The following is a 20,045-nucleotide window of genomic DNA, read 5'->3' on the forward strand; positions in this document are numbered from 1 at the left end:
GGAGCGATGCGCGTGAATTCCAATTGACAGCCACAAACGCCAGTGGAACATCAGAACACTAAAGTAATTCACCTGCCGAGGTTGGTGTCGAGGATTCGAATCCCTTCGCCCGCTCCAGACAATCTCAATAGCGCCAGTTACTTGCCAGGGCCGCGAAAGCGGCCCTTCGCTGTTGAGCAAGCGCTGCTGCCACTATGCTACCTCGATTGAGCATAGCACCGTGCCGCCGCCTTCCGGCTCCTTTGTCGATTCAGGCCTCTGCATTCATCGCGTCCCGTTTCGGCGCGACGCCGAAGGTGCGGGAATACTCCCGGCTGAACTGGGACGGGCTCTACCCGAGACGTTTCCTCGGTCAAGCAGTGCTGATCGAGCGATTCGGAAAGCCTGCCCATAGCGGCATTTTGGACGCCCTATTCTGGCGATTTCCGACCACGACCGTCTCGATGTGGCAATTCGTCGGCCGTGGCGGCTTAATCGTCGTTGATTTCCGGCCCGGGAAGCGGACGTCACCGGCTCGGGTCCGCTGAGCGTTTCTGACCCATGGCGATGTGGGCGGCCGACCCGAGCAAAATGAAGTCGGCTCGACGCTGCTGACTTGTCCCGTCCTGAATGAATGCCGATCTCCTGGCGATGATTCACGAACGCATCAGGGTGATCGACCTGGAGACTGCGGGAGGCGGCCCGCAAGACGTCTGCGAGATCGGATGGCAGGATGTCGTGCGTGACGCCGGTGGCCGTTGGCTCATCAACGAGGAGCGTGGTTCGCTCTTCGTCGATCCCGGGCGTGCGATCTCGGCTGACACCATGGCCGTCCATCACATCCGCGATATCGACGTGGTGGGCGCGCCATTCTGGAAGCAGATCGCGCCGTCCGTGCTGCGCCCTGAAGGCGGCGTGGTCGCGCTCGCGGCCCATCGGGCCGGCTTCGAGATGCGCTACTGCTCCGCCTCGCTGACCGGAGGCGCACGCTGGATTTGTACCTGGAAATGCGCGCTGCGGCTGTGGCCACATCTTCCGCGCTTCTCGAACCAGATGCTGCGCTATCAGCGCATGCCGGAGGGGCTGATCCACGAACTCGGTCTTCCGGCCCATCGGGCGATGCCTGACGCCTATGTCACCGCCCATCACCTGCGCGACATGCTCAATGAGGTATCGCTCGACCAACTGCTGCTCTGGAGTAGCGAACCCGGGCTTCTGCCGCGCGTGCCTTCCGGCCCGGCCCGCGGCAAGAGCTGGGATCAGGCCCCCGAGGCGGCATTGCGCAACTTGGCGCTGGATCGCGACATTGATATCCGTTTTAGCGCCGAGACGGAGTTGAGGCGGCGAGGAGAGCTGCTGGGCCCGGAGCCATTGACACCCGTCCAGCCGAGCCTGCTGTGATCGCACGTCCGGAGGGAATGCGTGCGAGGAGGCCAACTGGAACGTCGTTGTGCTCCAGCGGTTGACAGGCCAGCCACGAAGGCAGACTTCGGGTACGGATTCTCGGGCATGACATCGGCTTCATCCCCATCGGTCGCGGAATGGCCGCTTCCTTCATCGACGACGCTTGGCTCCTCGGTCAGGATGAAGGGGATCGAACGCGAGCTGCGCCGTCGTCTTCCTTGGACCATGCGGAAGCACCTCACTGTCGATGCTGGGCTCGTCATCCTTTCGGTGCCTGACGCGGAGCACTTCGCTGCGCTCGCCAGCCGTATCGGCGATGCGCTCGAAAGCATCAGCGAATTGCCCATGCTTCCGAGCGAGATCGAGGATGTCCTCGGGATCTCCTCGCGCGAGCGTCACAAGTGGCTGGAGGACGGTCGCCTGCGAAGTGTTGGGACGCGTACCGTGAAGCTCCGCGGACGCGCCCGCACTGTGACCTTTCACGTCTTCGACCCACGACACATCGAGACAATCCTCGACGGCGACCTGCCCACAATCTGGCGGGAGGAGGATGCGATCCGGAGCGCCGAGAATCGTCGGCGGGCTGCGGCGAAGGCAGCCCTCGCCCGGAAGCGGAAGGCCGCATCCGGTCCTGGCGGAACCGAGCGGGAGGCCGCCGAGGAGGCGTCGCCAAGCCTCGCAGGCTGGGACGAATTCGACGCCGACGGGCTGCTTCGGTGATTTGGGGCAAGGCTGCAAGCGGTCGGTGGGACGCACAGTTCGTACTGGCGCCACTTGCGTGCAGTGAGCCTTGGCCGGAAACCAGATGGTCAACTACCCGTCTGGCTGCAGCGGCGGGCTGCATCGTCGTCTCCAAAGCTGCCCGCTTGCCCCCGACTGTCAAAAGACCCGGCGTTCCTTGCGGATCGAGCCGTCGCGATGAACGTCAAGCTCGACCTTCTCGCCGCGCGAGTTGGTCGCCGAGACGACCATGTGCTTCTTCTCGGGGCGCATCTGACCGGCATAGGTGAAGCCTGCCTTCTCGATCAGTGTCTTGATCGCGCCCTCGTCGCGCACCAACGTCGTGTCTTCCTGCTTCCTGATGCGGCCGTCGAACTCGACATGGAGCTCATAGCTGCGACCGTCCGCTGCAACAGCCGCGACCTCGGCGTGATGCTTCTTGACGTCGATCACGCGGGCATCGCGGAAGCCGGCCGTGGTCACGGCCTGTATGACGGTGTCCGCTCGATAGGCCGCGTCGGCTCCGCGGCGGCCGCCGGGGCGCTCGCCCGGTCCGGCATCGGGCCCGCGGCCGAGTTCGATGCGCGGACCGCCCGCTTTCGCGATTGCCGAGGCATGGACGAAACCGTCGCGTTGCATGCCGTCGACGACGACCTTGTCGCCCGGCGCGAGCGGTGCGCGCACGCGCCCCTCGGGGCCGGTCTCGACGAGCGTTCGTCCGGCAGGCCCCTCGACGATGACCTTGTTGCCGAAGACCTCGCGAACCTCACCCTCCAGACGCACCATGCCGAAACTCTGGGTCGAAGACGGCGGGGCCGGCCGGCCGACGGCGGAAACGATGCCCGACAGGCTCGCTACAACGGCGGCCGGCGCCAGGATGGCGAGAGGAAGATATGATTTCAGGGACATCAGCGAAACTCCTGTTGCGATGAAGCGTATCCTGAACCGACATCGCCATCACCAGCCTGAACCTTTCCGTTCAGTTTCGGTTCAGGCGGCTCCGATAGGCCACCACGATGAGAACGCTGATCGCCCTCGCGCTTCTAGCCTGCCTATGCGGTATCGGCGCGGCCGGCGCGGCACCGTCCGGCAAGATCGACCAGGCGCGGATCGGTGAAGCCCGGGCGGCCGCAGTGGCGCAGGAGCGCGTCATGGGCGAGGTCATCGATGTCGAGCTCGACGACGCCGAAGACGATGAACCCGGAGATGAAGTCTACGAGGTCAGGCTGCTCACTCCTGCTGGGGATGTGATCAGCGTGCGGATCGCTGCGATCGACGGTCGATATCTCAGCGCCGAGGGGCCCGATCTTGCCCGTGCGCTGCGTGGCTCTGCGACAAAGCGGCCGGCGCCATGAAGCTTCTGGTGATCGAGGACGATCCGGCCCTGTCGCGCTCGCTGTGCGACGCTTTGCGGGCGGAGGGCTGCGCCGTCGATCTTGCCAGGGACGGCGAAGACGGGCTGCATCTGGGCTCGACCGAAACCTATGATGCCGCGCTCGTGGATCTCGGCCTGCCCAAGGTGGATGGCCTGCGGATCATCGCCGAATGGCGCCGCAGCCAGCGGCAGCTGCCGATCCTCGTGCTGACGGCCCGCGACGACTGGACCAGCAAGGTCGAGGGTTTCAAGGCCGGCGCCGATGATTACCTCGTCAAGCCGGTGCGGGTCGAAGAGGTGATCATGCGGCTGCGTGCCCTGGTGCGGCGCGCCGCGGGGCACGCCAATCCCGAGATCGTTTGCGGGCCCCTGCGCTTCAACGCGCAGATCGCGACCTTCACCTTCGAGGGGCTGCCGCTCAAGCTGACAGCTCTGGAATGGCGCGTCCTCTCGACGTTGATCCTGCGTAAAGGCTTGACGGTGCAGCGCGGGGAGCTGTTCGAGCGGGTTTATGAGGGCGACGCCCAAACCGATTCCAACTCCCTCGAGGTCATCGTCGCGCGGCTGCGCAAGAAGATCGGCGCCGGGCGGATCGAGACGGCCCGAGGTCTCGGCTACCGGCTGGTCTGCGATGGCTGATCGGCGCCGTCCTTCGCTTGCGCGTCGGCTCTGGCTGGCTGCGGTCATCTTCGTCCTGATCGCTCTCCTGATCGCTGGCGTGGTGATCGACCGCACTCTCGACCGGTTCACGGCCCTGCAGATCGACCAACGCCTCGATGCGCAGTTGCTGGCACTCGCCTCGGCGCTCACCGTCGGCTCGGACGGCGCGGTCCGGCTGCGGCGCGATCTCGATCTGCCGCCCTACGACCGGGCCTTGTCGGGCTGGTACTGGCAGGTGACGGGAGGCGATGCACTGCTGCGCTCGCGCTCGCTCGGTGACGCGACACTGGCTCTGACGGAGCCGGTCAAGGGGCCGCGCCAAGAGCCGCTGCATTTGCGCCACCGGACCGTTCGGCTCGCGAGCGGCTCCGAGCCCTTCGAACTCGTCGCGGCAGCGCCGCGCGAAGCGCTCAGCGCGCCGATCCGTACCGCACGGAGGACGCTGGCCATCACGCTGGGCGCCCTCGCGCTCGCGCTGATGGGCGCGGTCACGGCTCAGGTCTTCCTCGTCCTGCTGCCGCTGCGGCGCCTATCGCGCGCGCTGGCGGACGTGCGCGCCGGCCGCACGCGCAGTGTCCCGGAGAGCCAGCCGGCCGAAGTGGCCGACCTGGTCGTCGAACTCAATGCGTTGCTTGCTCAAAATGCCGACCAGGCCGAGCGTGCACGAAGTCATATCGGCAATCTCGCCCATGGCCTGAAGACGCCCTTGGCGACGCTCGCGGCGGAGCTCAGGCCCGGACACGATGTCGATCGCGAAGCTTTGCGCGCGCTGGTCGAGGGTATGGACAGGCGCATCGCCCATCATCTGCGTCGTGCCCGCTCCGCTGCGCTGCTCGGCGGGCGACATTTCCGGACCCGGCTCGCCCCCCAGATCGACGATCTCGTTCTGGCGCTGTCCAAGATCCACGTCGATCGCAGCCTGCGCTTCAGCGTCTCGATACCGGGCGACATCGAGCTGGCCTGCGACGTCAACGACGTCAACGAGATGTGCGGCAACCTCCTCGACAACGCCTGCAAATGGGCGGCGTCGGAAGTCGCGATCAGCGCCGAGCGCCTTCAACACAGCGTCGTCATAAGTGTTCGGGACGACGGCGTAGGCATCAGCGCGAACGCGGCGGAGATTGCCCTAAGCCGCGGCGGGCGGCTCGATGAGGTCACGCCAGGAACAGGATTTGGTCTCCCGATCACGCGAGAGATCGCGGCCCTTTACGGAGGTGACGTCAGCTTGAACCAGCTGCAGCCGGGTCTGCTTGTCAAACTGACCCTCCCAAGCGCCGATTAGCGAAAATTCCGCCACAACTCGGTATCCTGGGCGCGGCCTTGCTGCCGGTGATGCGCCAATAGCTGGCTCTGCTGCGCTGCCGGAAGCCGGACGTTCGAGGAGCGAAATTGCCCTACAGCCGATACATCCCAAGCGACGATTGGGCCCTCTGAGCTCTCATTTCCCGTTTCCGCCTGCAATCGAGAAACCAAGCTGCTGCATTCGGTGTTGCGGGCGTACCGGCTGGAATTCAGCTCTCGGTATACGCTGACTGTCATGTCTTGTTCGAGGATCCCGCGCTTCACATGCACCATCGGCATTAGGGTCGGCCCCCGTCGGCCACGTTTGCGCGAGGCTCGGATTGCTGCGCCGTGAGGAGGCCTCTCGTCGTGGCTGTCATGACTCCGGCAGCGACATCCGGGTGATCCATCGCACCGTGCACCACCACCGAGTGGGACGCGAAAGCGATGCCGCGCTCGGCGAACACTGTCATGATCCTCTTCAGTGCCTCTCGGCGGATCTCTGTTGGCTTTCCTGGCCGAACCGTGAATTTGAGACGCACGACGAGCGCCGCCTCCTGAATATCGGCAACGCCCTGCAGCTTGAGCTGCTCGAGGAATTCGGGTGCGAACTCCGGATCGGCCAGCAGCTCTTCGCCGACCTTCTTGACGGTCTTGCGCACCAACTCGAGATCGACGTCGCGCGCCAGCCGCAGGTTGAACTTGACGATCAGCCAGTCGCGACTGCTGTTTGTCACGGAGCCGAGTTGGCCGAACGGAACGGTATGCACCTGGCCATGGTGGTGGCGAAGTCGGACGGAGCGAAGCGAGATGCTCTCCACCGTCCCCTTGAGTTGCCCGGCCTGAATGTATTCGCCGATGCGAAAGGCGTCGTCCGCCATATAGAACAGGCCGGAAATGATATCGCGCACGAGTGATTGGGCGCCGAAACTGAGAGCGAGCCCAAAAATGCCGGCGCCTGCGAGCAGCGGAGCGATGTTGACCCCCAGCTCTCCGAGAGCGACCAGAATCCCCGTTCCCAGCAGGAGGAAGGTGATCCCCCACTGGAGCAGAGGAATGACGGTCAGGAGGCGCGAACCGGGCTGGAATTCGTTGTCCCCACCCGGGACATAGCGGGTGACGGTCACGAATCTGGCGCGGATCCAGGTGCTGACCAAGGCCGACAGGGCATAGGCGACGATGATGACCACAGCCGCCCGCGCGATGCTCTCATTGACCTCGATCCAGCGCGGCTCCCCGAGCCAGGCTGGAAAGTCCATCGCGAGAAACCGGGCAACGATCAGAACCACGCCCAGCGTCGCGGCCAGGCGCACGATCGTAACGAGCGCTCGCGCCAGGTGCCATGGCAGGGACGCATTCGCTCGCTCGTCCCCATGGGCGTTGCAGTAGGCCTGCAGGAGCCGATCGACGATGAACGCTCCGACGACGATCCCGCCGATCGAGATCGTCGCGACGTAGAATGGAAAGTCGAGGGACATGACGCCATAGATCCAGGCGATCCCGGCGGCACCGATGGCGATACCGGAGCCGGTTTCGCACATCGGCAGGCGCGTCGGAGCCTCGGCGTGGAAGCGGCGTGCCGCGGTCCACATCAACGCGGTGGCGATGATGCCCGCCGCTACGCCCGAAGCCTGCCCGGCGGGCCAGCTCATTCCGGCTTCAAGCAGCAGCGGTATGACCGTCACAAAGGCGACGGCCAGGAACAGTGAGGCCGTCAGGAACGGCATGGCACGCCGGACTTGGGCATCGCTGGCCGAGATGAGGCGCAGCGGCGGCTCGCTCGGGCGCAGCAATATCCTGACGGCCGTCATGATGATTCTGAACCGGAGCACGGTATCGACCACGGCGATCCCCAGCCGGGCCATGAGCGTACTGTCGCCCAATGCAATCTCAACCAGGATGGCCGCTGCCAGCAACATTACGATCAGGTCGCCGACATCACACGCGAAAGCGGACATGAGCCGCGTCGTCCTCGAGGCGCTCATGCGCGCCCTTGGGCGCGAGGTTCCCCGGCGCATGGCATGCGGAAGCAACAACAACAGCGCCACGATCCAGGCAGCGCGCCAGAGAAGTCCGGGATGGCCGCTGGTCAGTATACGAGCGGCCGCATCGCTGGTTTCGCCGGGAATCCGCGGAATCGCGGTCAGGATCGGCCAGAACAGGTCCCGGATGGCGGTGAGGCCCTGCGCCAGATAGCTGACGAGGCTTCGTTGCGTTGTGATGCCGGCGGAGGAGGCCTCGGCACTCGCCCACGCCGCACTCATCCATCCGATCGCAGCGCAAGCGGCAAGGGGGAACATCGCGGAACAATGCCGCGTGAGGTTTACTGGCATGCGTTCGCGTATCGGCGGTCGCTCGGACATGGCTCCCTCCGCGCGGTCAAGACGTCTCGTGGTGCAGGCGGCTCATGTCAGCCGGCGCTTCAGAGCGAGCTGACATCGCCGTCGCGGGCGAAGAAGCTCTCGGGCGCCAGCAACTGCAGGCGCGCCTCGCGGTCACGCAGCACAGCGTCGTCCGCAGTCGGCGCGTGATGGAGGCAGGCGAGCCGTCGGGCGCCCGCCGCCCGCATCAATGCGAGCCCGGCCTGCCAAGTCGAATGCCCCCAATCGCGATGCGCCGGGTAGTCGCTGTCGGCGCACCACATCGCGTCATAGGCGATCAGGTCGGCATCGCGGCAGAAGCGGACCAGATCGGGATCGGGCGCGTCGCCCATGTGCTCGTGATCTGTCAGGATCACGAAGGCACGGTCGCCATGGTCGAAACGATAGCCGCAAGTGGCGACGCCGTGGCGCAGGGTGACGGTACGGATGACGGTGTCGTCCAGGGTGATGTTCAGGCCTGCTTCGAAGCTCACGGCGTCCAGACGCACCGGCAGCGAGGCGAATCCGATCGGGCTCAGTGGCTCCTGGAACAACAGTCGCAAGCTCTGATGAACGCTGATGTCGGTTCGGCGCGGCGCGCGAATGCCGAGGGTGAAATCCGGGCTGAAGAGCGGGGCGAATCCGGTCAGCCCGATGACATGGTCGAGATGGACATGGGTCAGGAGCAGCCAGGCCGAGCGCCGTCCGCCGGCGAGCAGGGCGCGTCCCAGCTCGACCGCACCCGATCCGCAGTCGACGATGAAGGTTTGCTCGCCGATCGCGACCTCGATGCAGATCGTGTTGCCGCCGAACGTGCGGAAGTGCTCGCCCGACACCGGCATCGAGCCGCGTGTGCCCCAGAACCGGACGCTGAAATCGCTCATCGCAAACCTCACTTCGTCTGCAAAGCGTGAACGGGCTGCCAGTCCGGCGGCGGCGGGGCCGTGAGCAGATTTCGGCAGCGCTCCGCCAGCGCCACGGCCGGGCCGTCGCCCGGCTTCTGCGCCAGGCAGGTCTCGATGAGGTGCAGCGCATCGCGGAAGCGGCGCTGCCGATAGGCGGCGAGTGCCCGCTCGTAGCACTCGACCCAGGCCGGGCAGATCGTCGTCGCGGACAGTCCGAGGAGCTCATAGACGGTGACGCCAAGGTCGCGCCCGTAGACTGCGATGCAGTCGACCTCGCGCACGAGGATGGCCTCGCCCGCTTCGCGCCGTGTCTCCTCGCTGATCAGGATAGCGGTGCCATAGGCTTTGTTGGCACCTTCAAGCCGGCTCGCGAGGTTCACGCTGTCGCCGATCGCGGTGTAGTTCAGCCGGGTCCGCGATCCGATATTGCCGATGATGGCCTCGCCCGAATGCAGGCCGACGCGCACCTTGAGCGGCTGCCCTTCGGCATCCATCAACCCGGCCGCTGCCGTCTCCGCGACGATGGCGAGCGCGGCACGGCAGGCTTCCAGGGCCGTATGCGGCTGCGGCCGTGGCGCACCCCAGAAGGCCATGACCGCGTCGCCGATGAACTTGTCGACCGTGCCTGCACGCCGCTCCACCGCTTCCGAGGCGAGTTCTAGAAACCGGCTGGCGACCGGCAGCACGGCCGGCCCGAGGCGCTCGGCTAGACGTGTGAAGCCGGCGAGGTCGGCGAACAGGATGGTGATGCGGGCTGACGTGCCGCCCGGCTCGGCCCGGCCGCCATGCGCGACCAGTTCCCGCACCAGATCGACGGGGATGAAGCGGCCGAAATTCGCCAGCCCTGCCGCCATGCGCGCGAGGGCTGCGGAAAGTTGGTCGATCTCGATCAGGCGCGAACGACGATGGACCAATGCGTCGAGCTCGAAGCGTTCGAGATGGGCCAGGTCGGCGACCACCGCACGGATCGGCTGGACCAGCAGCAGTTTCGCCAGGGCAGCGGCGACCAGTCCCGCCAGGGCGATGGCGAGGGCAAGGCCAATGCCCACGCGGCGGGTGGTCGCATCGATCTCCCCCAGGAAGTCGCTTTCCGGCACGATGACCGCGAATTGCCAGCCTTGGAAATGCAGTGGTGACAGCCCGACGGCGAAGCGCTCCCCGGCCAGCTCGACGGCGATGCGTTCGGGCACCGGCTCGCTTTGCTCCGCCCGCTGCGCCAGCGCTGCGCCGATGCGGCGGCTGACCTTGATCAGCTTCGTGCGATCCCGGTCATGGCCGGCCGGCTCGACGACAAGGCGGCCGGCGGGGTCGATGACCGCCGCGCCGCCGGTCCGGCCGACCGCGATCTGCCCGAGGAGCCTGGAGAATTGCGAGAGTGCCACGAAGGCGCCGAGGCGACTGCCATCGGACAGCCGGCCGACATAGGCAACCGCCGGCTCTGCCTCGGCTGGGTCGATGGCGGAAACCCAGCCCGGTGTGGAGGCATCGGCCGCCGGCCAGATCCCGGCCACGGTCTGCAGCCGGGGCTCGCCGCCGCGCTTGCCGGGCTCGATCGCCGCGACGGTGCCCTTCGTCCCCTCATGGGCCAGCGCGGTGACGAGCGACATGCTTCCAAGCGGCTGCGTCAGGGCCGCGTCGCGTGCGGCGAGCGAGCTGTCCCGTTCGATCAGCCTGGCGGCGGCGCCCCAGGCAGCTTCTGCGCCGGTGACCTGCGCCCACCACTCGTGGCGGACCGAGGTCGTGACCTGTCGCTCGATCTCGATGGCAAGCGCCGTGCTGTTGCGCGTCGCGGTTCGCCACCAGGCGATATGCACGCTGCCAGCCACGATCAGCACGCAACCGAGCGCGAGCGTCGTCAGGATGGTCTGCAGGCCCGTGCGCATCGTGGCCTCCCGCAACGGCCGGCCGTCAGCCGGAGGGATGGGTGGTTTCGAGGGCCTGGAACACCACCGCCAGCACATAGCCGAAGATGGCATGGCCGATCAGGCTCATCAGGGAGAGCTGCAGGTTGTCGCCGATCAGCAGGAAAGGCAGGCCGGCTAGCGGCGCCAGCAGGCCGAGCGCGATGAAGTAGGTGACCACCCCCCAGAGCCAGCCATCGGCGGGATGGCCGAGCCGCACCAGCCGTGTCGTCAGCCAGTAGCCGAGAGGGTAGACGATGAAGCCGGTGACGTAGTGCAGCGCCTTGGCCCAGACATCCGGAACGGAAAGGCCGAACTGGCGCTGGAACAGCAGCTTGACCAGCGCCGGCGGTTCGAGTGGAAAGCCCGCGAAGAGCTGCGTCGGCCAATTGGCCCAGATCTCGTAGAAGCCGGTGGCGGCGAAGCCTCCGAGCACGAGATGCCAGCTCTGGCGGGCGGTGGGGACCAGGCGGGCGATAACCCCCGGTGTGTTGGTGGCGGTCGTCATGCTCATGAGATCCTCCTTGGAAGTCGGTTGCCGCGGAACTGGCGGTTCAGAGGTATTCCTGGTGAAGGTCGACGGTGGAGCGCTGGCCAATGTCGTCGAGATGCGCGGCGATCCACTGCGCCGCCGCGGCGCGGCCGAGATCGCGCAGGCGCGTCAGGAAAGACCAGCTCGTGTTGAACTTCGACGCGATCGAGAATTCGGCCATCGCATCGTCTGAGCGGATCGCGTGGATGAAGACGCGCCGCAGCTTGTCGCGATGCTCGGGGCGGATCCAATCCTCATCGATCAGCTTGGTGGCGAAGGCGATCGCCCGCATTTCGCGGATCAGCGAGGAATTGAAGCTGATCTCGTTGATCCTGTTGAAGATCTCGGAGGGGTCGTTCGGCACGTCCGGCCGCACGATCGGATTGATGTGGACGACGAGAATGTCGCGCGCCTGCGCATCGTAGATCAGCGGGTAGATCGCGGGATTGCCGACATAGCCGCCATCCCAGTAGTGATGGCCGTCGACCTCCACGGCCTGGAACAGCATCGGCAGGCAAGCGGAGGCCTGGACGACCTCCGGCGACATCATCTCATTGGTGAAGATCTGCGGCTTGCCGGTCTTCACATTGGTCGCGCAGAGCCGCAGGCGGGTGCAGCGGCACGCCCGCAGGGCGTCGAAGTCGACGACGCTGGTCAGCACGTCGCGCAAGGGGTTGAAGCCGAGCGGATTGAGCTGGTGCGGCGAGAAGGTCCGGGTCAGGGCCTCGAAGAAGCGGTAGCTGACCGGCTCCTTGACGCCGAAACCCTCCAGCCAGAGATCGAAGGGGGTCTGCTGGTAGGGGCTGGCGGTCCGGCCGGCGCGACTGATCCGATGCCAGAAGAGCTCCAGCAATTCGCGGGCATGCGCCTTGCCGCCGGCCATTTTGCCATAGGCGTAGACGACGGCGTTCATCGCACCGGCGCTGGTCGCGGACAGGCCGTCGATCTCGATGCGCCCGTCCTCCAGCAGCATGTCGAGCACACCCCAGCCGAAGGCGCCATGGGCGCCGCCGCCCTGGAGGGCGAGATTGATGGTCGGCGCATTGGCGCCCGGGACATCCGCCATGCCTTCCGGCTGCGGGCGGGCTTCGTGATCGAGAACGGTCGACGGGGACATCAGGCGGCGTCCTTCTGCTGGAGGGTTTCTGTCGCGGGCCTGGCCAGCGCGATCTCGCGGCCGGTAATCAGGCGGGCGCCGCGCTCATAGGTCAGGTAGGACCAGAGCCAGCTCGTCGCGACGGAGAGCCGGCTACGGAAGCCGATCAGGAACCAGACATGTGCGGCCGACCAGAGCAGCCAGGCCGGGAAGCCCGTGAGCCGGAGCCAGCCCAGGTCGACGATCGCGAATTTTCTGCCGATGGTGGCCATCGAACCGGCATCGCGATAGCGGAACGGCACGGGCTCGGGCGCCGAGAGAACGCGCGTCGCGATCAGACTGCCCACCCAATGCCCGGCCTGCTTCGCCGCCGGGGCGACACCCGGCAGCATGGCGCCGTCCGTTCCGGCATAGGCGGCCGTGTCGCCGATGACCAAGATCGCGGGATCGTCCGGCAGCGAGAAATCCGCCTCGACCTTCACTCGGCCGGCGCGATCGACCGGAGCATCGAGCCAGCGCCCGGCAGGCGAGGCCTTGACGCCCGCGGCCCAGATCACGGTCCGGGCCGGAAGGCGCATCGCGCCCAGCATCACTCCCTCGTCCGAGACATCGGTCACCATGGTCCTGATTGCGACGCTGACGCCCATGGCTTCGAGCGCATGATGAGCCGAGCTGCTCAGCTCCTCGCGGAAGCCCGGGAGGATGCGTGGCCCGGCCTCGACCAGCACGATACTGATGTTGTCGGAACTGATGCGGCGGAAGTCGCGGCCGGCCGCATGGCGGACGAGCTCGGCGATGGCGCCCGCCATCTCGACGCCGGTCGGGCCGCCGCCGACGATGACGAAGGTCAGCAGCGCCTTGCGGATCGCCTCGTCGTCTTCGAGCTCCGCTTCCTCCAGCGCCTTGAGGATCTTGGCGCGGACGCGGGTCGCATCGTCGACCGTCTTGATCCCCGGCGCAGCCACGGCCCAGTCGTCACGGCCGAAATAGCTGTGCCGGGCGCCTGTCGCGACGACGAGATAGTCGAAGGGGATGCTGCGGCCGTTCTCGGTTACCACGCGGCGGGCGCGGCGATCGACATCGACGACCTTGTCGAGCACGACGCGGGCATTGGCCTGGCCACGCAGCACCGAGCGGATCGGCGCGGCGATGTCGGCCGGCGAGAGGCTGGCGGTCGCGACCTGATAGAGCAGCGGCTGGAACAGGTGGAAATTGCGCCGGTCGACGATCGTCAGGTCGACCGGCGCATGCTTAAGGGCGTGCGCCGCAGCGAGGCCGCCGAAGCCTGCGCCGATGATCACAACCCGCGGAATGGTCGTTGTCGTCGCTATGGCGGCCATGGCGAATTCCTCGCTTTGCTGATCAGTGAGCCGTCCAGGCACCGTCGACCGGGATCGCCGTGCCGGTCATCGAGGCGCCAGCCTCGGAGGCGAGGAAGACGGCCAGGGCACCGATCTCCTCGACGGTCGCGAAGCGCTTGTTGGGCTGGGCCGCGAGCAGGATCTCCTTGACGACGCGGTCGCGCGCGATGCCGTGCGCCTTGGCCTGTTCCTCGATCTGCTTCTCGACGAGCGGCGTCCAGACATAGCCGGGGCAGATTGCATTGACGGTGACGCCGTATTCGGCGCCCTCCAGCGCAACTGCCTTGGTGAAACCGACGATGCCGTGCTTGGCGGCGACATAAGCCGACTTGAACGGCGAACCGACGAGGCCATGCGCAGAGGCGACGTTCACGATCCGGCCGAAGCTGCGCTCCTTCATTCCGGCGAAGACGGCCCGCGTGGCGTGGAAGGCTGCCGAGAGGTTGAGCGCGATGATCGCGTCCCAAAGCTCGACCGGAAAGGCCTCGACCGGCGCGACATGCTGGATGCCGGCATTGTTGACGAGGATGTCGACCTGGCCGAAAGCCGCCACCGCGCCCTCGATCAGCGTGGCTACGCCGGCCGGTTCGGCGAGATTGCTGCCGTCGAAGCGCACGGTGACGTCGCCGGCTGCCTCCAGGCTCAGACGCGTCTGCTCGATGCTGCGCGGATCGCCGAAGCCGTTGATGACGAGATTGGCTCCAGCGCCCGCCAACGCCTTGGCAATGCCCAGGCCGATGCCGCTGGTGGAGCCAGTGACGACGGCGGTCCGGCCTGCGAGAGGGCGTGGGTGGCTGGTGATCGCGGAAGCGGCTGTGGCGTGGACGTTCATCGCATCTCTCCTTGCTGCGGAAGAGGATGCGGATGGCGGCCGGCTCCGGGAAATGCCGATGCGCTGTCGTGACCATAGCCGCCGGCTATGGCGATTTTTGTTGCCGCGGCCGGGCGGCGCGAGCAGCCTCGCCTCATGAGCGACACGTCCCTTGCCGAACGCCTTGCCGAGCTGCGCCAATGGCTCGCGCGCGAGCGCCCGCAGATCGCGCAGGCCTATGACCGTATGGTCGAGCATCTTGCACGAAGCGGTGCTGGGGCCGGGGCCTTGCGGGCCGGCGACGCGATGCCGGCCTTCGGTCTGACCGCGGCCGATGGCCGCTTCGTCACCTCGGCCGAGCTTCTCTCGACCGGGCCGCTCGTGCTCAGTTTCTATCGCGGTGCCTGGTGTTCCTATTGCCAGACCGAGCTGACGGCGCTGCGCGATGCCCATGATGAGATCGCCGCGCTGGGTGGGCGCGTCGCCGTGGTCTCCTGCGAGATCGGCGGTCGCGGCCTGGCGGTCGCACGCCAGCACGATTTGCCGTTCAACGTGCTCAGCGACGTCGATCTCGGCCTCGCCCTGGCGTTCGGGCTCGTCATCTCTGTGCCTGGCGAGGTTCGCGAGATCTATGAGCATCTCGGCTACGATCTGGCGCGCATCAACGGTAACCCGTCCTGGTTCTTGCCGATCCCGGCGACCTATGTGGTGGCGCCCGACGGTCAGATCGCCTCAGCCTTCGTCGAGCCGGATTTCCGCTATCGCATGGATCCGGCCGAGATCCTGGCGACACTGACCCAGCTCAAAGCGGCGCCAGCCTGACCGCATCGTCCCAGTCGCGGGACCGCGCGAGGCGCAGGCAGGCCTCCGTTGCGGTCTGGAAGGGGCGGCCGGCGACCACCGCAACGGCAACGCTGCGCGCCGGGATGGTCTCCTCGAAGGGGATCATCGCCAGGCCTTCGATCAGCGGGACGCTCGCCGGCAGCACGCCGAGGCCGAAGCCGGACCGGACCAGACGCTGCAATTCGTCGGTGCCCTGCACATGATGGCGGAAGCGCACCGCGACATCCTTGCAGGCGCAGACGAACTTAAAGCGCTCGTGATCGACGCAGCTGATCTGATCGATCATCTCAGCGCCGACGAGATCGTCGAGCGCGATGCTGGTCTTGCGAGTCAGAGGATGGCTCTGCGGCGCGACAAGCCGGCTGCCTTCCCGGAAGAGCGACCAGCTGCGCATGCGCTCGGGCAACTCCACCGCATCGCTCAGGAAGACCAGATCGAAATCGCCCTCCAGAGCGCGGGCGACGAGATCCCTGTGCGGCAGTCTTACGAGCGTGAGATCGAAACCGTTGAGGCAGGTGTTGAGGCTTTCGAGCAGGCCCGCCAGCACCGCCGCGGAAACCGTTTCGAGGATGCCGAGGCGCAAATGCGCCATGTCGCCCTTGCTGACGCCGCGCGCCAGTTCCTTCGCCGCCTGAGCCGCGACATAGGTGCGCTCCAGATGCGGCAGCATCAGCCGGCCGAGCTCGGTGAGATGCGTGTTCTGCCGCTCGCGATGCAGGAGCAATCCGCCGAGCTCATCCTCTAGCTTCTGGATGGCGCGCGTCAGCGACGGTTGTGCGACATGACACTGCTCCGCGGCGCGCGTGAAGTTCAGGCTGCGCGCGACCGCCAGGAAGTAGCGGATCTGATGCATTTCCATGCCAATCCCCCGGATGGCAGACTTGGCCGCGCTGCTCGATGGTGATCTGGCGCCATCGGGTGGATATTCGCGGGCGCGGGCGGTTTGGTTACAGGCAGCTGCCGGAAACGCGCCGCCTATCCGCGCTCCGCTGCGCCCGCATCGCGGTCGAGCGTCATGGCAAGCCCAGCGGCTGCAGACAGCGTCACGCCGATGGCGAGCACGGTCGCACTCCAGCCGAAGCGTTGGAAGACCTGGCCCAAGATGACGCTGCCCACGAGGCCGCCGAGGAAATAGCTCGCGAGATAGAGTCCACTCGCCGCGCCGCGTTCGCGTTGCGCCGTCCGGCCGACGTGGCCTGTCGCGATCGCCTGTGCGGCGAAGGTGCCGATAGCGAAGAGGACCAGCCCGCCGAGCACGGCCGCCAGGGACGGCAGCAGCAGCAGCGGCAAGCCGGCGAGCGCAAGGCCCAGGCTCGCCAGGAGACTCCGCCGTGTGCCGAGGCGCAGCACCAGCCAGCCCGCCAAGAGCGTGGTCGCGACCGAGGGCGCGAAGCCGAAGTAGACGAAGCCGATCTCCATCATCCCGAGCGCCAAAGGCGGCGCGGTCAGGACGAGGTTCACATAGGTGAACAGTCCGATGAAGGCGAAGAGGATCAGAAAGCCGAGCGCGAAGCTCGCGCGAAGCTGCGGATCGGCGAGATGCAGCCGCAACGCACCGGTGACGGGGGCCGTCGCTGTCGCCATCGGAGGGGCCCGCCGCACGGTGGCATGCACCAGGACGGCGCCCGCCAGATTGAGAACGGCGAAAGCATAGAAGGTGGTGGGCAGCCCGAACCTGTCGGCGACCGAGGCCGACAGCAGCCGCCCGAAGAAGTTGCTGGCGACGTTTCCAGCGATATAGGCCGCGAAGGCCGCCGCGCCGTCACTGGCCGAATAATGCTCGCCGAGATAGGCCAGCATCAAGGTGAAGGCCGCGGCCATGAACACACCCTGCAGCACGCGCAGGCCGGTGAAGGTCGCAAGATTCGGCGCGCCGGCCAGCAGCGCGGTCGGTATCGCGAGCAGGGCGAGGCTGATCATGATGCCGCGGCGCCGGTCGATCGAGGCGCTCAGATAGGATGTGGCGAGGCTCGACAGCGCCATGCCGATGGTGCTCGCATTGACCGCAACGCCCATCACGCCGGGGCTCGTGCCATAGTGCCGGATCAGCGCCGGCAGGATTGCCTGCATGGCGAACAGATCGACCAGCGTCAGGAAGGCCGTCAGCGCGATCACGAAGGTTCGCAGCCAGGAACGCGGGTTCGTGACCGGCATCGCCATGGCGGCCGGAGCGCTCTCGCTTCGCATCATTCCCATCCTCGGGATGCAGCCGTGCCCGGGCCCGGCTCAGTTCGGGTTTTCCTCGGTGGTGTAGAGCGCGCCGACCCGCCAGCCGTCGGGCGTGCGCACGCACAGCACGTTGACGAGGAACGCGATCCGTTGCGGGTCGGCTCTGGAACCCAATGTCAGCTTCAGCGGCTGGTAGAGCACTGCACTGACCGGGCTGACCTCGACGACCCGCGCACGCTCCCGATCCGGCTTCACCTCCCAGACATCGGAGCGTTGGAAGGCGCTCATGCGTTCGATCATCCGGTCGGCGCCCCAGAACGCCTTGCCATCGCTGATCCAGACGAAACTCGGCGAATCCCACATCAACGCCCGCACCGCCTTGGTGTCGCGCGCGTTCTGGGCGGCGACGAACCGCTCGTAGAGCGATGTGACAGCACGTTCAGTCTCGGTCTCGGCCGCGGCGGGCGCGGCGAAGGACAAGGCAACCAGGGCGATGAAGACCTTCGTCAGCATGACGACCTCCGACAGGATGCGGGTTGGATCGGGGCACCGGATGGCGGGCGGCGAAGGCCGGCCCGCATCGGCATGATCGGGCGTTACATGTCGGGATCGTCGAGCATGTCCGGCGGGACGATGTCGGAGGAGAGCAGGACCACTTCCTTGCCCGACTTGTTCTCCCACCAATGGGCGTGGCCGGGCCCGAATTCGGGCGTCCACTCGCCGGTCCGGTGGGTGATTGGGACCGAGCAGAAGGCGCTGTGCTCGATGATCTCGCCGGAGGCGACGTAGACGATCGAGGGGCGGTCGTCATGGCGATGGAAGGGCACGATCCCGTTGACCGCGACGGTCAGGCGGCGCGTGCGCAGGCGCAGATCGCCGAGATTGCGCCAGCCGGTGACGTTCACGACGGACAGCGTTTCGCGCCGGATGCCGACGTCGGGCGCGTTCTCGACCGTGCGCGGCTGCTTCAATTGCTTGTCGGCCGGGCAGGTGCCGGCCTGCGCTGCACTGATGCCCTGGATGAGCGCAGCGGTGCAGGCGGCCCCCGCCAGCAGGCCGCGGATTGCAGGTGCGTATCGTCTCGACATGACCGTCTCCTTCCTGAATGTCGCGCAATGCCGCGACCGGAAGGCAGCATCCCGGAGAGATCGAGCCGGCTGAAATATCTGCTTTCTCTGGTTTCGATAGCCGAAAGCTATTTCACCTGCTCATCGATCGCGGGCCATGATCGTCGTCGCAGAGCAGGCTGGACTGCCGCGCATTCCGCCACTGCCGTCAGCATTGTTCAGAGCGCCGCATCGACACGGGTCCGTGAAGCGAATTGAACGGCGCTTGATCGAGCCGCTGCGAACTCCCTGAAGAGCGCCCCTTTGCGGCGCGGCAATGGAGCAGCCCATGTCCTACGCCTTGCATCACGATCTCTCGGGCGACCGCGTCACCGTCGCGAACGATGCCGCGCGCCTCGCCTGGAACGATACGCTCGAAGCGCTGCTCGCCCATGCCGCCGCCACGCCCGATCATCTCGCCCGCACGCTCGCCGCCGATCCCGACTTCGCCCTGGCCCATGCCGCCAAGGGGCTGATGCTGCTCTCGCTGGCGCGGGCCGAATTGGCCGCTCCGGCCCGCGATTGCCTGGCGAAGGCGCGTGCGGCAGCGCGCTTGCGGCTGGTGACACGGCGCGAGGCGATGGTGGTCGAGGCGCTGGCGCTCTGGCTCGACGGCGCCCCGCGTCGCGCGGCGGAACGGCTGGAGGCGATCCTCCTGGCTCATCCCTTCGACGTGCTGGCCCTCAAGCTCTCGCACGGCATCCGCTTCATGCTCGGCGACCAGGTCGAGATGCTCTCGACCCTGCGCCGCGTCGCGCCCGGCTTCGGCGAGAGCCATCCGCTCGCCGGCTATGTCCATGGCTGTCATGCCTTCGCGCTCGAGGAGCGCGGCTTCTATGCCGAGGCCGAGCGGGCCGGGCGTCGCGCCGTCGCCTTGAGCCCGCGCGACGCCTGGGGTCGCCACGCCGTCGCCCACGTCCTGGAGATGACCGGCCGGGCCGATGAGGGCATCGCCTGGCTCGGCGACGGCCGCGACATCGCCCACGCCAACAATCTGCGCTTCCACATTGTCTGGCATCTCGCCCTGTTCCGGCTCGAGCGTGGCGAGACCGGCGAGGTGCTGCGGCTCTATGACGAGGAGATCCGGGCCGAGTCGACCGACGATTATCGGGACATCGCCAATGGCGCCTCGCTGCTGGCGCGGCTCGAATTCGCCGGCGTCGATGTCGGCTCCCGTTGGGACGAACTCGCCGCCAGGGCGGAAGGCCGCGTCCACGATGGCTGCCTCGTCTTCGCCGACCTGCACTACGCCCTGTCGCTGCTCGGCGCCGGCCATGCCGCGGAGGCCGATGCGATTGCCCGTGGCCTGATCGCGGATGCGCAGGCCCATCCCAGTGGCGAGCGGCGCGACGCGGCCCGCAACGGTGCGCTCGCCGCCTTCGGGCTGATCGCCTTCCACGAGCGCGACTACCGCGAGGCGGCTCGCCTGCTCGGCGCCGCCCGTGACGGCTTGCTTACCGTCGGCGGCAGCCACGCCCAGCGCGACCTGTTCGAGCAGGCCTATGCCGAGAGCCTGATCCGGTCCGGAGAGCACGATCGCGC

The 20,045-nt window shown here is 66.9% G+C and carries 19 protein-coding genes; 7 read left to right on the forward strand and 12 right to left on the reverse strand.

Annotation, left to right across the window (positions count from 1 at the left end):
* The first annotated feature begins 609 nt into the window (after positions 1-609).
* Both BMZ21_RS27685 and BMZ21_RS27690 read left to right on the forward strand, forming a co-directional pair.
* On the forward strand, positions 610-1,380 hold the full coding sequence (locus BMZ21_RS27685) for a 3'-5' exonuclease (RefSeq protein WP_208862387.1): 771 nt from the start codon (positions 610-612) through the stop codon (positions 1,378-1,380).
* A 183-nt stretch (positions 1,381-1,563) separates the two neighbouring features.
* Positions 1,564-2,103 carry a hypothetical protein gene (locus BMZ21_RS27690; protein WP_244544052.1) on the forward strand — a complete coding sequence of 180 codons (540 nt, stop codon included), beginning with the start codon at positions 1,564-1,566 and terminating at the stop codon, positions 2,101-2,103.
* A gap of 159 nt (positions 2,104-2,262) precedes the next feature.
* On the opposite strand, the gene BMZ21_RS27695 is transcribed toward BMZ21_RS27690, so the two are convergent.
* Entirely contained in the window at positions 2,263-3,012 is a 750-nt protein-coding gene (locus BMZ21_RS27695) for a hypothetical protein (RefSeq protein ID WP_091842480.1), read from the reverse strand.
* A gap of 107 nt (positions 3,013-3,119) precedes the next feature.
* On the opposite strand from BMZ21_RS27695, the gene BMZ21_RS27700 reads away from it, so the two are divergent.
* The 3 genes from BMZ21_RS27700 (at position 3,120) to BMZ21_RS27710 (ending at position 5,420) form a co-directional block, all read left to right on the forward strand.
* On the forward strand, positions 3,120-3,458 hold the full coding sequence (locus BMZ21_RS27700; RefSeq protein WP_091842483.1) for a PepSY domain-containing protein: 339 nt from the start codon (positions 3,120-3,122) through the stop codon (positions 3,456-3,458).
* Complete coding sequence (locus tag BMZ21_RS27705; protein ID WP_091842484.1) at positions 3,455-4,117, forward strand: response regulator transcription factor; 663 nt, start codon at positions 3,455-3,457, stop codon at positions 4,115-4,117. The genes BMZ21_RS27700 and BMZ21_RS27705 overlap by 4 nt, the downstream gene beginning before the upstream one ends.
* Positions 4,118-4,196: 79 nt before the next feature.
* Positions 4,197-5,420, forward strand: coding sequence for a sensor histidine kinase (locus tag BMZ21_RS27710; protein ID WP_244544053.1), 1,224 nt, complete (start codon positions 4,197-4,199; stop codon positions 5,418-5,420).
* Positions 5,421-5,718: 298 nt separating this feature from the next.
* On the opposite strand, the gene BMZ21_RS27715 is transcribed toward BMZ21_RS27710, so the two are convergent.
* Genes BMZ21_RS27715 through BMZ21_RS27745 form a run of 7 tightly spaced genes read right to left on the reverse strand, consistent with a single transcriptional unit; the run spans position 5,719 to position 14,406 of the window.
* The gene (locus BMZ21_RS27715) at positions 5,719-7,782 is read right to left on the reverse strand and encodes a mechanosensitive ion channel family protein (RefSeq protein ID WP_091842489.1); all 2,064 of its coding nucleotides are present in this window, start codon (positions 7,780-7,782) and stop codon (positions 5,719-5,721) included.
* A 59-nt stretch (positions 7,783-7,841) separates the two neighbouring features.
* Positions 7,842-8,663, reverse strand: a complete 822-nt coding sequence (locus tag BMZ21_RS27720; RefSeq protein ID WP_091842492.1) for an MBL fold metallo-hydrolase — start codon at positions 8,661-8,663, stop codon at positions 7,842-7,844.
* An 8-nt stretch (positions 8,664-8,671) separates the two neighbouring features.
* On the reverse strand, positions 8,672-10,567 hold the full coding sequence (locus tag BMZ21_RS27725) for an adenylate/guanylate cyclase domain-containing protein (RefSeq protein ID WP_167561780.1): 1,896 nt from the start codon (positions 10,565-10,567) through the stop codon (positions 8,672-8,674).
* A gap of 25 nt (positions 10,568-10,592) precedes the next feature.
* On the reverse strand, positions 10,593-11,099 hold the full coding sequence (locus BMZ21_RS27730) for a DUF6789 family protein (RefSeq protein WP_091842495.1): 507 nt from the start codon (positions 11,097-11,099) through the stop codon (positions 10,593-10,595).
* A 40-nt stretch (positions 11,100-11,139) separates the two neighbouring features.
* The gene (locus BMZ21_RS27735; protein ID WP_244544054.1) at positions 11,140-12,234 is read right to left on the reverse strand and encodes a patatin-like phospholipase family protein; all 1,095 of its coding nucleotides are present in this window, start codon (positions 12,232-12,234) and stop codon (positions 11,140-11,142) included.
* A complete protein-coding gene (locus tag BMZ21_RS27740; RefSeq protein ID WP_091842498.1) occupies positions 12,234-13,553 on the reverse strand; it encodes an NAD(P)/FAD-dependent oxidoreductase in 1,320 nt (439 codons plus the stop codon). Before BMZ21_RS27740 ends, BMZ21_RS27735 begins: the two co-directional genes overlap by 1 nt.
* 22 nt (positions 13,554-13,575) lie before the next feature.
* The gene (locus tag BMZ21_RS27745) at positions 13,576-14,406 is read right to left on the reverse strand and encodes a 3-hydroxybutyrate dehydrogenase (protein WP_091842501.1); all 831 of its coding nucleotides are present in this window, start codon (positions 14,404-14,406) and stop codon (positions 13,576-13,578) included.
* 135 nt (positions 14,407-14,541) lie between these two features.
* Between BMZ21_RS27745 and BMZ21_RS27750 the strand changes: the two genes are divergently transcribed.
* Positions 14,542-15,207 (forward strand): peroxiredoxin-like family protein, encoded by a 666-nt coding sequence (locus BMZ21_RS27750; protein ID WP_167561781.1) that lies wholly within the window; start codon positions 14,542-14,544, stop codon positions 15,205-15,207.
* Here BMZ21_RS27750 and BMZ21_RS27755 read toward each other — a convergent pair.
* The 4 genes from BMZ21_RS27755 to BMZ21_RS27770 all read right to left on the reverse strand — a co-directional run bounded on the left by BMZ21_RS27755 (position 15,188) and on the right by BMZ21_RS27770 (position 18,485).
* Positions 15,188-16,087 (reverse strand): LysR family transcriptional regulator, encoded by a 900-nt coding sequence (locus BMZ21_RS27755; protein WP_091842507.1) that lies wholly within the window; start codon positions 16,085-16,087, stop codon positions 15,188-15,190. The two genes, BMZ21_RS27750 and BMZ21_RS27755, sit on opposite strands and share 20 nt — an antisense overlap.
* 116 nt (positions 16,088-16,203) lie before the next feature.
* Complete coding sequence (locus tag BMZ21_RS27760) at positions 16,204-17,424, reverse strand: MFS transporter (protein ID WP_091842510.1); 1,221 nt, start codon at positions 17,422-17,424, stop codon at positions 16,204-16,206.
* 30 nt (positions 17,425-17,454) lie between these two features.
* Entirely contained in the window at positions 17,455-17,910 is a 456-nt protein-coding gene (locus tag BMZ21_RS27765; RefSeq protein ID WP_091842512.1) for a DUF4440 domain-containing protein, read from the reverse strand.
* Positions 17,911-17,993: 83 nt separating this feature from the next.
* Positions 17,994-18,485 (reverse strand): hypothetical protein, encoded by a 492-nt coding sequence (locus BMZ21_RS27770; protein WP_091842515.1) that lies wholly within the window; start codon positions 18,483-18,485, stop codon positions 17,994-17,996.
* 307 nt (positions 18,486-18,792) lie between these two features.
* Here BMZ21_RS27770 and BMZ21_RS27775 point away from each other — a divergent pair.
* The coding region (locus BMZ21_RS27775) for a tetratricopeptide repeat protein (protein ID WP_091842518.1) at positions 18,793-20,045 on the forward strand (1,253 nt) is incomplete at its 3' end.

The organism is Allobosea lupini, from assembly GCF_900109525.1.
GTDB lineage: Bacteria > Pseudomonadota > Alphaproteobacteria > Rhizobiales > Beijerinckiaceae > Allobosea > Allobosea lupini.